Annotated in this window: 12 protein-coding genes and 1 other annotated feature; of the genes, 8 read left to right on the forward strand and 4 right to left on the reverse strand. The window is 59.0% G+C overall.

Features of this window, described 5'->3' with window-relative positions:
• Nucleotides 1-16: 16 nt before the first annotated feature.
• From OGM81_14630 to OGM81_14665, 8 genes are all read left to right on the forward strand, one after another.
• Complete coding sequence (locus OGM81_14630; protein ID UYJ43522.1) at nucleotides 17-736, forward strand: glycosyltransferase family 2 protein; 720 nt, start codon at nucleotides 17-19, stop codon at nucleotides 734-736.
• On the forward strand, nucleotides 733-1,089 hold the full coding sequence (locus tag OGM81_14635; protein UYJ43523.1) for a DUF2304 domain-containing protein: 357 nt from the start codon (nucleotides 733-735) through the stop codon (nucleotides 1,087-1,089). The genes OGM81_14630 and OGM81_14635 overlap by 4 nt, the downstream gene beginning before the upstream one ends.
• 46 nt (nucleotides 1,090-1,135) lie before the next feature.
• On the forward strand, nucleotides 1,136-2,638 hold the full coding sequence (locus OGM81_14640) for an MBOAT family protein (GenBank protein ID UYJ43524.1): 1,503 nt from the start codon (nucleotides 1,136-1,138) through the stop codon (nucleotides 2,636-2,638).
• A 16-nt stretch (nucleotides 2,639-2,654) separates the two neighbouring features.
• Entirely contained in the window at nucleotides 2,655-4,073 is a 1,419-nt protein-coding gene (locus OGM81_14645; protein UYJ43525.1) for a hypothetical protein, read from the forward strand.
• Nucleotides 4,074-4,075: 2 nt separating this feature from the next.
• Nucleotides 4,076-4,600: a hypothetical protein gene (locus tag OGM81_14650; GenBank protein ID UYJ43526.1), complete on the forward strand. Its 525-nt coding sequence runs from the start codon at nucleotides 4,076-4,078 to the stop codon at nucleotides 4,598-4,600.
• Between the two features lie 215 nt (nucleotides 4,601-4,815).
• Entirely contained in the window at nucleotides 4,816-5,844 is a 1,029-nt protein-coding gene (locus OGM81_14655; GenBank protein ID UYJ43527.1) for an acyltransferase family protein, read from the forward strand.
• A gap of 133 nt (nucleotides 5,845-5,977) precedes the next feature.
• Nucleotides 5,978-6,307: a PadR family transcriptional regulator gene (locus OGM81_14660; protein ID UYJ43528.1), complete on the forward strand. Its 330-nt coding sequence runs from the start codon at nucleotides 5,978-5,980 to the stop codon at nucleotides 6,305-6,307.
• 2 nt (nucleotides 6,308-6,309) lie between these two features.
• Nucleotides 6,310-7,008 carry a hypothetical protein gene (locus OGM81_14665; GenBank protein ID UYJ43529.1) on the forward strand — a complete coding sequence of 233 codons (699 nt, stop codon included), beginning with the start codon at nucleotides 6,310-6,312 and terminating at the stop codon, nucleotides 7,006-7,008.
• A gap of 110 nt (nucleotides 7,009-7,118) precedes the next feature.
• Here OGM81_14665 and leuB read toward each other — a convergent pair whose 3' ends face one another.
• From leuB to OGM81_14685, 4 genes are read right to left on the reverse strand one after another with little or no spacing between them, the layout of a single operon-like run.
• Nucleotides 7,119-8,189: a 3-isopropylmalate dehydrogenase gene (gene leuB / locus OGM81_14670; protein UYJ43530.1), complete on the reverse strand. Its 1,071-nt coding sequence runs from the start codon at nucleotides 8,187-8,189 to the stop codon at nucleotides 7,119-7,121.
• A 10-nt stretch (nucleotides 8,190-8,199) separates the two neighbouring features.
• Nucleotides 8,200-8,682 (reverse strand): 3-isopropylmalate dehydratase small subunit, encoded by a 483-nt coding sequence (gene leuD, locus OGM81_14675; protein ID UYJ43531.1) that lies wholly within the window; start codon nucleotides 8,680-8,682, stop codon nucleotides 8,200-8,202.
• 3 nt (nucleotides 8,683-8,685) lie between these two features.
• The gene (gene leuC, locus OGM81_14680) at nucleotides 8,686-9,945 is read right to left on the reverse strand and encodes a 3-isopropylmalate dehydratase large subunit (GenBank protein ID UYJ43532.1); all 1,260 of its coding nucleotides are present in this window, start codon (nucleotides 9,943-9,945) and stop codon (nucleotides 8,686-8,688) included.
• 25 nt (nucleotides 9,946-9,970) lie between these two features.
• A complete protein-coding gene (locus OGM81_14685) occupies nucleotides 9,971-11,638 on the reverse strand; it encodes a 2-isopropylmalate synthase (GenBank protein ID UYJ43533.1) in 1,668 nt (555 codons plus the stop codon).
• Between the two features lie 78 nt (nucleotides 11,639-11,716).
• Nucleotides 11,717-11,996 (reverse strand) — a binding site (T-box leader).
• Between the last annotated feature and the right edge of the window lie 323 nt (nucleotides 11,997-12,319).

Raw genomic sequence — 12,319 nt, forward strand, 5'->3', positions numbered from 1 at the left:
CACGAGGTACCCCCTTTTGGATAAAAAAATTTTGGTGTTGATCCCCTGTTATAACGAGGAAGAAAACATCGTGGCAACGGTGGAACATCTGCAGTCCACCTGCCCGCAGGTGGATTTCCTTGTCATCAACGATTGCTCTACCGACCATAGTGCCGACATCCTGCGCGCCCACCATTACCCGTTTTTGGACCTGCCGGTCAATCTGGGCATTGGCGGCGGCGTGCAGTGCGGCTACCAGTACGCTGTGCACAACGGCTACGACGTGACCGTGCAGATGGACGGTGACGGCCAGCACGACCCCGCCTACCTGATGGAAGTGGTGCAGCCCGTGCTGGACGGCACCTACGATATGTGCATCGGCAGCCGCTTTATTAAAAAGGAGGGTTTCCAGACCAGCTTCATGCGCCGGGTGGGCATCCGTTTTTTAAGCTGGCTGATCCACCTGCTGTGCGGCAAGCGTGTGCTGGATGTTACCAGCGGTTTCCGCGCCTGCAACGCCCGGATGACCGCCTATTTTGCACGTCACTACGCCATTGATTACCCGGAGCCGGAGGCTATCCTCGCCGCCAGCCTGGCGGGTTTCTCGGTGGGCGAGGCCCCCGTTATCATGAAAGAACGCCAGGGCGGTGTGTCCAGCATCCACAGCTTTAAAAGCGCCTACTACATGATCAAAGTGTCGCTGGCGCTCATCATCGACCGCTTCTCCATCCATAAGGTAAAAGGAGGCAAGGCATGACCCCACAATTGCAGCTGTTTATGGTGCTGGGTGCGCTGGTGCTGCTGTGCATCATTTTTACCCTGCTCAAGCGCGGGCTGATGAGTGTAAAGTACAGCCTGCTGTGGCTTTTGCTGGCGGTGGCGCTGGTCATTGCGGCGGCGTTCCCCTACGTAATTTACGTATTGCGGGACGTTTTGTCCATTGAAATGCCGGTCAACCTGGTATTTTTGCTGATGTTCTGCTTTGTGCTGGTGGTGCTGCTTTCGTTGAGCATCGCTATCACCCAGTTGGCCGAAAAGTGCAAGCGGCTGACCCAGGCTAACGCCATTTTGGAAAAGCGTGTGCGCGACCTGGAAGAAAAGAACCGATAATACGTTATAAAAAGATGTTACAAAAGCGGAAGAGAGAGTATCCACTATGACGATCACTTGGGAGCAGATCCTCGCGTTCCTGTGCGAGGATCAGTCAATGGCGGTCACATCGCTGTTGTTTATCGCTTTTTTTGTGGCAGTGGCGCTGGTGCATTATCTGTTGCCGCGGGTGCTGCGCCCCTACTTTCTGCTGGCGGCCAGTTATGGATTTTTCTGCTATGACCCCGTCAACCGCCCGCTGGTAGGTGTGCTGCTGGGGGCCACGGCGGTCAGCTGGCTGTGCGGCCTCATCATCGACAAAGTCAAGGTCAAACCTGTGCGGGTGTTGGCGCTGCTGGTGACGGTGCTGGGCGGCGTTGGCATCCTGGTTTACTACAAATACTGGAACATGCTGGCCGATACCCTCGGCGGCAGCATCCTCAGTCACCGGGACAATCTGCTGGCACCCTTGGGGTTAAGCTACTTCACCTTTGCGGCGATGAGCTACACCATCGATGTGTATAAACGACGCTGCAAGGTCGAAACAAACCCGCTGCACTATGCGCTGTTCGTCAGCTTCTTCCCCACGCTCATCACCGGCCCCATTGAGCGCTACCCCCAGATGCGCCCGCAAATTCAAAAAAGCCGCCGCTTCAGCTACAACCGCTGCGCGGGCGGCGCGTTTCGCATGTTGTGGGGCTACACCAAAAAGATGGTCATCGCCGATAACCTGAGCCAGTACGTTTCCTTCGTCTACGGTAATATGTCGGAGATGAGCGGCCCTAACCTGTTTGCCGCCACGGTGCTGTTTGCTGTGCAGCTGTATATGGACTTTTCGGGCTGCTGCGACATCGTGCTGGGCGCGGCGCGCATCCTGGGCTATGACCTGATCGAGAACTTCAACTCCCCCTTTGAGGCCCGCAGCTTCAACGATTTCTGGCGCCGCTGGCATATCTCGATGACCGGCTGGTTCCGAGATTACGTCTACTTCTCGCTGGGCGGCAGCCGCTGCGCGCCCTGGCGGCACTACTTAAACATCGTCATTGTGTTTTTGTGCAGCGGCCTGTGGCACGGGGCCGATTGGCGGTACCTGGCCTGGGGTCTTGCCTGCGGCCTGTGCGCTGCCTTTGGCGCCATGACCGCCAAGGCCCGCAAGAAACTTGAAAAATTCAATCCGCTGTACCGCCAGGCCTGGCTGAAGGCCGTCTGCCAGGTGACCATCACCGATTTGCTGTTCTGCGTGACCCTCGTGTTCTTCGCGGCGGCGCTGTACAACGCTGACCCGTTCGCCATCTACAGCAGCATGCTGCAGGGCTGGAACGGCCTGGCCAGCAGCTGGCACCAGGTGCAGCAGATGCTGCTGGATTGCGGCATCGATGGTCGTTTGCCGGTGGTGCTGCTGTTTGGCACCTTTGTGGTGCTGGCCGTGGAGCACGGCGGGCGCAGTGTGACCCGCTGGATCCGTGAGCAGGTCTGGCCGCTGCGCTGGACCCTCTACTACGCCGCGGCGGCCGCGATCTTGTTCTTCGCGGCGTTCGGCCAGTCGGCGTTCATCTACCAGCAATATTAACGAAAGGCGGTGCATTATGGCTAAATCCCCTACCCCGATCCCCGCGCCGCCGGTTAAAATTCAGCGCGATACCAACGGCGCGGCCCCGGTCGCCCCAGCGGCAAAGCCGAAAAAGGCGGCCCCCAAAAAGCGCCGCAAGCGCCGCCGCAATCCCTTGCTGTGGTTTTTGCACGGCCTGATCCGCCGCATCTACTTTGGCCTGAAAACCGCCAGCCGCCTGGTGCTGCTGGTACCCATCCTTGTGTTCATGGTGGCGTTCAGCTATAACGTGGACCGCAGCGGCCTGTTCCAGGGCGCACTGGCACCCCGCCGCATCGTGGACCTGATGCTGCAGGGGTACGATGTGACCAACTTCGAGCAGATGGACGAGCGCCAGGTGGTACAATTGTTTGCGCAGGATGTGGAGCAGGCCCCCGAGGCCATTGGCATTGGCTCCAGCCGCGTGCTGCAGTTCAACCGGGAAAACACCGGCGTGGACACCTTCTTTAATATGGGCGTTACCGGCGCGGACGTGCGCGACAATATGACCAGCTACTACAAGATGGTCAGCTACGGCAAAACGCCCAAGGTGCTGCTGTGGAGTATCGACCCCTGGGTCTTTTACGGCAGCGAGGACGCCTTTGACTCCCGCGCCGACGCTGACCTGTACAACGAGTTTTTGACCAAGGTGCTGAACGTCCCCACCGATTATGAGGAGCCGGACAAGGTGGAGCTGTGGAAGGCGCTAGCCGACCCGGCCTACTTCCAGGGCAACGTGGACTACTACATAAAGAACCGCGGCCAGACCACCGTCACCGATGACGACGGCAATACCATCGAGTTCAACCCTGTGCAGGGAGACCCCTACGACCAGACAACGACGATCAAGCGGTCGGACGGCAGTGTTTTGTACGATGTGGCGTTCCGTACCCAGACGGCGGATCAGATCCGCACCTTGGCCGCCGAAGCCTGCATGAGCTTTAACAGCGTGCACATGGAGGGCTTCGACGAGATGAGCACCACCCAGATCCAGGCGTTTGAGTCCTTTATGGACTACGCCAGGGAGCAAGGCACTACCGTGATTCTGGTGCTGTCGCCCTGGCACCCGTACCTCTATGGTTACCTGATCACCGAGCCGGAACTGCACAAGGGGTTCTTCCAGGTGGAGAACTGGCTGCGCGAATACTGCGCCCAAAATAACGTGCCGCTGTATGGCAGCTACGACCCAGAGTGCATCGACGGCTTAGAGGAAACAGACTTTTTTGATGGCCTGCACTGCGCCGGGACCGGCATTGCACGGTTCTTCCCCGGCATACCGCGGACATTGCAGCAGCTGGAGACGGGCACCCTGCCCGACCCGCTGGCCGTGCACCCGCGCACCAGCCTGGAAAGCGCGGACCCAGATGTTGTGGAGACCCTGAACGGTGAGACTGCCGAAACGGCACAGGAGGGATAAGTATGGCATTCATTTCTATCAGCATCACCAAAAATCACCCGCTGATCCTGGGCAAGGGCGGCTTTGGCCGCCAGCTGGCGGATTGGCTCTCGGCCGAAGGCTGGGGTGAGGCGGAATTCCTCGACGATAGCGCCCCCGGCTGCGTGGGCGGCCTGCGTGACTACGCCGACCCTAAGCTGCTGAAACCGGGCCGCCCGGCCTTTGTGGCCCTGGGCGACAACGCCCTGCGCGTGGAGCTGCTGCAAAAGCTGGCAGCGGCCGGGTATGACACGCCGGTGTTTATCAGTGATATGGCGGCCGTCAGCCCCAGTGCTGTGTTGGAGCCGGGCTGTGTGATCCTTCCCCAGGCTTATGTGGGTGCCGATGCGCATCTGGGCGTGGGCTGCATCATCAACGGCGGGGCCATCGTGGACCACGACGCGGTCCTGGGCCGCGGCGTGCATGTTGCCCCCGGCGGCATCGTAAAGGCCGGTGCCAAGGTGGAAGCCCTAACCAAGGTGGATTCTGGGGAAATCATTAAAAAGTGATGCGACCTTAAAAGCTTCCCTCTGTGAGGGAGGTGCCCCGAAGGGGCGGAGGGAGAGACAAATAAATGAGCGGCTGCTAAATTTTAGGCTCTCTCCCCCACTGCCTATCAGCGGAGTCCTTCGGACCCGGTCCCCTCTGACGCTTTGCGACATCTCCCCGCGCTGTGGGGAGTCACCCACCCAGAGGGGGCCTTTTGCTATCCCAAGGAGGTTCTATGTCAAACAACAAAACCGCACGCCGCGATTATATTGATATTATGAAAGGCCTGGGCATCCTGCTGGTGGTGCTGGGGCATTTTATGGAGCAGTTCCGCTTCGGCTTCAAGCCCATCGGGGCGACGTTTATCTGCATCTACCTGTTCCATATGGCGTTGTTCTGCATTTGCAGCGGGCTGGTGGCGCATTTCAGCTTGTGGAAGCTTATCACCCAGCAGGTGTGGCTGTACGCCGTGGGCCAGGCAATCATGCTGGCGTTCCGCGCCGTAATTTTGCGGGAGGATTTTGCTGCCTCCGGCGGGTTGCTGCTGGCGTTTTTGCTGCCCTGGCGGCACATGTGGTATCTGTACGCGCTGATCTTCTGGCATCTGACCCTGCCGCTGTTGACCCGTCTGCGAGATAAGGGCCTGCCTTTTGTCCTGCTGGGCCTGGCAGGTGCCGTGGCGCTGGGCCTGTGGGCCGGCAATGTGGATTGGCCGTTCACACTGGTGCGCGTGTTTGCTTACTACCCGTTTTATGCGTTCGGCGTGCTGTTCCGCCCGCAGATCGACCGGCTGGATGACCTGGCCGCGACCAGCCCTGTGATGCGGCTGGCCCCGGCGGGAGCGCTGGTGGTCTGCTACGGGCTGTATTTCCGCAGCCTGATGCTGCAGGAAGGTCAGCTGCGGGAAAGTGCCAAGATTTTTAACGATGTCGCCTACGGCGAGGGGTATGCCATGCCCGACCGGGCATGGTTTTACGCCATCGGTATTGTGACCAGCCTGGCGCTGATCGCCGCCCTGGGCGGATGCAAGGCCTTTGCAGGCCTAGGCAAAAAGACGCTGGCGGTTTATCTTTTCCATATGCCGATTTTTGCGTTTTACAGCGAGCTGGGCTTTTTCCAGCTCGCCCACGAAAAGCCGCTGCCGGTCACGGTAGTATTTGTGCTGCTGGAGGCCTTGGGCTGCGTCTGCCTGCTGGCCAGCGCACCGGTGAGCAAGACATTTGATGCTGTGGCAAATGTCTGGTATAGGCTGCGAAAAAAGTGATTTCGTCCTTTGGGGCGCCGGGAGACTGGCGCTCTTTTTTTTGCACAACACCTATTGACAACGCTGCTACTATGTATTACAATGTACTCAAACAACACCATGGTAATACAAGGTAGCGGAAGGAGGGCAAGCTTTGTTCGACCAAGCACAGTTGCGCAAGGGTACGCTGGAAGGCTGCATTTTAAAGATCATTGACCGGGAACCGACCTACGGCTATGCCATTGCCACCACCTTGCGGGACAGCGGCTTTGCCGACCTGACCGAGGGCACACTCTATCCCCTGCTGCTGCGGCTCGAGCGCAAGGGGCTGATTGGCGCCGAGTACCGCGCGGGTTCCGGCGGGCCGAGCCGCAAATATTACCAGCTCACGCCAGACGGAGAGACCTATCTGCAGGAATTCACGGCTGCCTGGCGTGCCGCCAGCGCCGCCGTCAACCATATTTTACAGGGCGAGGAGGACTGAACATGAAGTTCCGCAACGAGTACAAACAACTGAAACAGGAAAACAACCTCATCTTTTCCACGCTGGCCGAGTGCGACCGCGACACCATCACCGACATCCTGAACACCATCAGCAATAGCCGCGGCATCAATTACGATGTGGAGCTGGTGCGCAAGGACCTGATCGCCATGGCGGCCAGCGCCGAGGCAGACGGCCAATACCTGCCCGCCGTCATCGGTGACGTGGAGACTTTTAAGCTGGACCTGCTGGCCAGCATTCCCCACCCCAAACTAATTGACTACATGCTGGACAGCCTGGTATGGATGTGCATTTACGGGCTGGCGATGTCAACGACCTATCTGCTGCTGCGTGGTGCCTGGGACAGCCATTTTGACGCTGCCATGCTAGGGCTTTGCATCGTGGTGATGATGCCCAGCGCTTGGCTGATGCAGCGCATCGTTCCCGCGTCCTGGCTTTCCTACGGCAAGGGGCTGCGCTATGGCAGTGCGCAGACGGTGCTGCTGGCGTTGTGGCTTGTGGAGTTTGGGCTGATTTACAACTGGGTCTACCCCAATCTGCCCAACATTGGCATCCCCAACGTGGTGGCCGCCGCGCTGTTTGCGGTGCTTACCCTGGCCTTGCGCGCTTGGCGCACCCACCGCTGCAATCAGTTGGCCGATGCCCGCCCCTGGCGTGACGTGGTCGACAGCAAAAAACAATAAAAACAGCCCTCGCTGGTTCGCACAATCCAGCGGGGGCTCTCCTTTTCTTGAAAGAAAAGGAGCAAAAGAACTTTAAACAAGACTCTCCCTAAGTGAATGGCAGGGGTAGGTTAAATATTCTCCAAAATCTTATCGCCCATCTCGGTGCAGCCGACTTTGATGCAGCCTTCGGCCATCATGTCGGCGGTGCGGTAGCCCTCGTCGAGAACAGCGTTGACAGCCGCCTCGATCTCGTCGGCCTCGGCGGGCATATCGAAGCTGTAGCGCAGCATCATGGCCGCGGAGAGGATGCAGGCAATCGGGTTGACGACGTCCTGCCCGGCAATATCGGGCGCAGAGCCGTGGATCGGCTCATACAGTCCGCAGGTGCCCTCGCCCAGGGAGGAGGACGGCACCATGCCGATGCTGCCGGTGATTTCGCTAGCTTCGTCGGACAAAATATCGCCGAACATATTCTCGGTCACGATAACGTCAAACTGCGCGGGGTTCTTGCAGATCTGCATGGCGCAGTTGTCTACGAACATCTCGCTGTACTCTACCTCGGGGTACTCGGCCTGCAGGCGGTGCATAACGGCGCGCCACAGGCGGCTGGTGTCCAGCACGTTAGCCTTGTCCACACAGGTCAGCTTTTTGCGGCGCTTCATGGCCGTCTCAAAGCCGATACGTCCGATGCGCTCGATCTCATGCTCAGAGTACGGCATCGTGTCGATGGCGACCTTCTCGCCGTTCTGCTCAATGGTCTTATGCTCGCCAAAGTAGACGCCGCCGATTAGTTCACGCACGACGATAAAGTCGATGCCCTGGTCCACGATGGACTTTTTCAGCGGGGAGGCATCCGCCAGCTGGGGCCAGATCTTGGCCGGGCGGTTGTTGGCGTACAGGCCCATGCCCGCGCGCAGGCGCAGCAGGCCCTTCTCGGGGCGACGGTCGCCGGGCATGCCCTCCCACTTAGGACCGCCGATGGCACCCAGCAGCACGCTGTCGGACTGTTTGCACTTTTCCAGCTCGGCAGCAGGCAGCGGGTCGCCGAATTTATCGATGGCTTCGCCGCCCATGTAAGCGCGGGTGTAGCTAAAAGTGTGGCCGTGCTTGGCAGCAATCTTGTCCAGCACGCGCACCGCCTGGGTCACGATCTCCGGGCTGGAGCAGTCGCCGTAGATCAGGGCAATGTTTTTATTCATGGATGACTCCTCAATCTTTCAAGCTGTTCATCAGGCCGCCCTGTTTGATGATGTTCTGGATAAACTCCGGGAATGGGGCTGCCTGGAAGGTCTGGCCGGTAGTCTCGTCGGTGATAACGCCGGTGTCAAAGTTGACGCTGACGATGTCGCCCTCGTTGATGGCCTCGCTGGCGGCGGTGCACTCCAAAATCGGCAGGCCGATGTTGATGGCGTTGCGGTAGAAGATACGGGCAAAGCTTTTGGCGATGACGCAGCTGATGCCGGCGGCCTTGATGGCTACGGGCGCATGCTCGCGGGAGGAGCCGCAGCCGAAGTTCTCTCCGCCCACCATCAGGTCGCCCTGCTTGACGCGGGTGATGAACGTCTTATCGATGTCTTCCATGCAGTGGCTGGCCAGCTCGGCGGCGCTCTGGGTGTTCAGGTAGCGGGCCGGGATGATAACGTCAGTGTCGATATTGTCGCCGTATTTAAAAACAGGTCCTTTTGCGTTCATGGCTCAAACCTCCCTCGGATCGGTGATGTAGCCGGTCAGCGCGCTGGCTGCGGCGGTGGCGGGGCTGGCCAGGTAGACCTCGGAGTCCACGTGGCCCATGCGGCCCACAAAGTTGCGGTTGGTGGTGGAAACACAGCGCTCCCCTGCCGCCAAAATGCCCATGTAGCCGCCCAGGCAGGGGCCACAGGTGGGGGTGGAGACGATGCAGCCTGCATCGATGAACGCCTCAGTGTATCCGCGCAGGATGCACTCCTTGTACACGGCCATGGTGGCGGGGATGATGATGCCGCGCACGCCCTTGGCGATGTGCTTGCCTTTCAGCACCTCGTAGGCGGCCTGCATATCCTCGATGCGGCCGTTGGTGCAGGAGCCGATGACGATCTGGTCGATCTTGATGTCCTTGCCCTCCTTAGCCAGGTGGGTGTTCTCCGGCAGGTGCGGGTAGCTGACGGTGGGCTCCAGCGCGGTCAGGTCGATGGTGACGGTACGCTCGTACTCGGCATCGGGATCGGCTTCGTACTTGACCCAGGGGCGCTGGCTGCGGCCCTTCAGGTAGGCTTCGGTGATTTCGTCTACCGGGAAGATGCCGTTTTTGGCACCAGCCTCGATGGCCATGTTGCAGATGCAGAGGCGGTCTTCCATGGTCAGGCTCTTGACACCCTCGCCCACGAACTCCAGGCTCTTGTACAGCGCGCCGGAAACGCCGATCTCACCGATCAGGTGCAGGATGACGTCCTTGCCGGTGACGGGACGCTGGATGGCGCCGGTCAGCTCGACCTTGATGGCAGCGGGCACCTTGAACCAGGCCACGCCCTTGGCCATGCCGGCGGCCATATCGGTAGAGCCAACACCGGTGGAGAACGCGCCCACCGCGCCGTAGGTGCAGGTGTGGCTGTCGGCACCGATGATGCAGTCGCCCGCGGTCACGATGCCCTTTTCGGGCAGCAGCGCATGCTCGACGCCCATCTCACCGACATCGTAGAAGTTGAGGATGTCGTATTTGTCAGCGAACTGGCGGCACTGCTTGGATTGGGTGGCGCTCTTGATGTCCTTGTTGGGTACAAAGTGGTCCAGCACAATGTTGACGCGGGTGCGGTCAAACACCGAGTCAAAACCGGCCTTCTCAAACTCGTTGATAGCCACCGGGGTGGTGATGTCGTTACCCAGCACGATGTCGAGCTGGGCGTTGATGAGCTGGCCCGCGGTCACGGCTGCTTCTCCGCAATGCGCGGCCAGGATCTTCTGTGTCATGGTCATTCCCATGGTGTTCCCTCCGTTTTAAAAGCCCTTATTTATTATTGATCGCACTCACCAGCGCCTTGATACCGGCTACGATGATGTCGGTATGGGTGCCGCAGCCCCAGGTCTCCTCACCAGAGGCCCATTTCAGGCCGACGTAGGAGCAGGCACGGGAGTCAGTGTCGGAATCCAGCGCGTGTTCGCTGTAATGTATCAGGGTGAAGTGCATGCCGGTCTGCTGCTCGATGGCGGTCGCCACGGCATCCAGGCGGCCGTTGCCTGTGGCGGAGCACTTGGTCTCCTTGCCGTTGACCGACAGTGTGATGTTGGCGGTGATCGTGTTGTCCGCGTTCTGGACGAAATGTGCTTCGGGGATGTTGAGCGGGCTGTTGTGGTTGAGATAGGCAGTCTCAAAGACGTACAGAACTTCCTTCACGCTCAGTTCGCGGTGCTCGTGGTCGCTGACATCCTTGACGCGGTAGCCCAGATCCTCGCGCATCTTCGGCGGCGGGTTATAGCCGTAGTTCTGCTGCAGCAGGAAGCCGATGCCGCCCTTGCCGCTCTGGCTGTTGATGCGGATGACGTCGGCATCGTAGGTACGGCCAATATCGTGCGGGTCGATAGGGATGTAGGGGCAGGTCCACTCATGCAGTTTCTTTTCCTTGCGCCAGGTCATGCCCTTGGCGATGGCGTCCTGATGGCTGCCGCTGAAGGCCGCGAACACCAACGCACCGGCATACGGCGTGCGCTCGTAGACGTGCATGCGGGTCACGCGCTCGTAAATCTCGCAGATCTTGGGCATGTCGCTGAAATCGAGGTGCGGGTCCACGCCGTGGCTGTACATGTTCATAGCCAGGGTGATGGCGTCCACATTGCCGGTGCGCTCGCCGTTGCCGAAGAGGCAGCACTCGATGCGCTGGGCACCGGCCAGCACGGCTAGCTCGGCATCCGCCACGCCGCAGCCGCGGTCGTTGTGCGGGTGTGTGGAAAGAATAACGCTGTCACGATATTTCAGATGGTTGGAACACCATTCGATCTGGTTGGCGTAGATGTGGGGCATGCTCATCTCCACCGTGACCGGCAGGTTGATGATCATGGGGCGGTCCGGCGTGGGCTGCATGACGTCCAACACGGCGTTGCAGACTTCCACGGCGTACTCCGGCTCGGTGCCGGTAAAGCTTTCGGGGCTGTACTCAAACAGGAAGTTGCCCTCATACTCTTCGCTGAGCTGCTTGACCAGCTTGGCACCGTCGACGGCGATCTGCTTGATTTCCTCTTTGGACTTCTTGAACACCTGCTCGCGCTGGGCGACGCTGGTGGAGTTGTAGAAATGGATGATGGCGCGGGGCGCACCCTTGACGGCCTCAAACGTCTTACGGATGATGTGGTCGCGGCACTGGGTCAGAACCTGGACGGTGACATCCTGGGGGATACGGTTGCCGTCGATGAGCTTGCGCAGGAACTCGTACTCAGTCTCGCTGGCGGCCGGGAAACCAACCTCGATCTCCTTGAAGCCAATCTTGATCAGCATATCGTAGAATTCCAGCTTTTCGTCCAGGCTCATCGGGACAATCAGGCTCTGGTTGCCGTCGCGCAGGTCCACGCTGCACCAGGCCGGGGCCTTTTCGATGTGGTCCTTTTTGGTCCACTCATACACATGGCCGGGCTCGACCGGTGGCGGATAATACCCTACATGATACTTGGTTGCGTCCATCATAATAAAAATGCCTCCTTCAAAGCTGTGAAGCCATTGGAGGAGGTAAATAAAAAACCGTCCCCCAAAGGCGGATTGCCTTTGAGAGACGGGAGCAAATTTACAGTTGCTGTACCCGCGGTACCACTCTCATTGTCGCTGATGCGACCTCTCTGCACGATCAGCGAGTTTGCGTAAAACAAGCAAACGGCGAATCGCTCCTGCGTGATAACGGTCAGGTGCCGGCCATGCCTACAGCAGAAAACGCTATCAGCATAGCTGCTCCGGGGCCAGTGACGCTATATCTGCCGCACCGTCTTGCACCAACCGACGGCTCTCTGCAACGGAGTGGATATGGCTTTCTCCCCATCTTTGCATTTGAATTAATGAGATTATTCTAGCGGATTTTGCCGGTGGTGTCAACCGGTATTTTGCACAATGCCAGATGTTTTGTTTTAGCAATGTTGCCGAATTGTGTTCTGCTGTGGGCTGGTACGCGCCTACTTCCCCTTTCTTTAAAAGTATGGTATAATCACCTTATCTATCTAAGGCAATACCGCACAATTCCCGCCTGACGGCTTAAGCACCGCTCCGGCGGCTGCGGCACGGCAACTGCGTTGCCAAAATGCTCGATAATACACAAAGTATTATCTGCGCTTTTGGCTTAGCATCTGCCGCACCTCGCTCGCCGTATCGGCACTTAGA

The organism is Oscillospiraceae bacterium, from assembly GCA_025758045.1.
In the GTDB taxonomy this organism is placed as follows: Bacteria; Bacillota; Clostridia; order Oscillospirales; family Ruminococcaceae; genus Gemmiger.

Excerpts from the sequence above, each read along its gene's own strand:
- leuD (UYJ43531.1), bottom strand. The coding sequence starts at position 8,682 with ATGAACGCAAAAGGACCTGTTTTTAAATACGGCGACAATATCGACACT.
- OGM81_14645 (UYJ43525.1), top strand. The coding sequence starts at position 2,655 with ATGGCTAAATCCCCTACCCCGATCCCCGCGCCGCCGGTTAAAATTCAG.
- OGM81_14655 (UYJ43527.1), top strand. The coding sequence starts at position 4,816 with ATGTCAAACAACAAAACCGCACGCCGCGATTATATTGATATTATGAAA.
- OGM81_14685 (UYJ43533.1), bottom strand. The coding sequence starts at position 11,638 with ATGATGGACGCAACCAAGTATCATGTAGGGTATTATCCGCCACCGGTC.
- OGM81_14635 (UYJ43523.1), top strand. The coding sequence starts at position 733 with ATGACCCCACAATTGCAGCTGTTTATGGTGCTGGGTGCGCTGGTGCTG.
- leuC (UYJ43532.1), bottom strand. The coding sequence starts at position 9,945 with ATGGGAATGACCATGACACAGAAGATCCTGGCCGCGCATTGCGGAGAA.
- leuB (UYJ43530.1), bottom strand. The coding sequence starts at position 8,189 with ATGAATAAAAACATTGCCCTGATCTACGGCGACTGCTCCAGCCCGGAG.
- OGM81_14665 (UYJ43529.1), top strand. The coding sequence starts at position 6,310 with ATGAAGTTCCGCAACGAGTACAAACAACTGAAACAGGAAAACAACCTC.
- OGM81_14650 (UYJ43526.1), top strand. The coding sequence starts at position 4,076 with ATGGCATTCATTTCTATCAGCATCACCAAAAATCACCCGCTGATCCTG.
- OGM81_14640 (UYJ43524.1), top strand. The coding sequence starts at position 1,136 with ATGACGATCACTTGGGAGCAGATCCTCGCGTTCCTGTGCGAGGATCAG.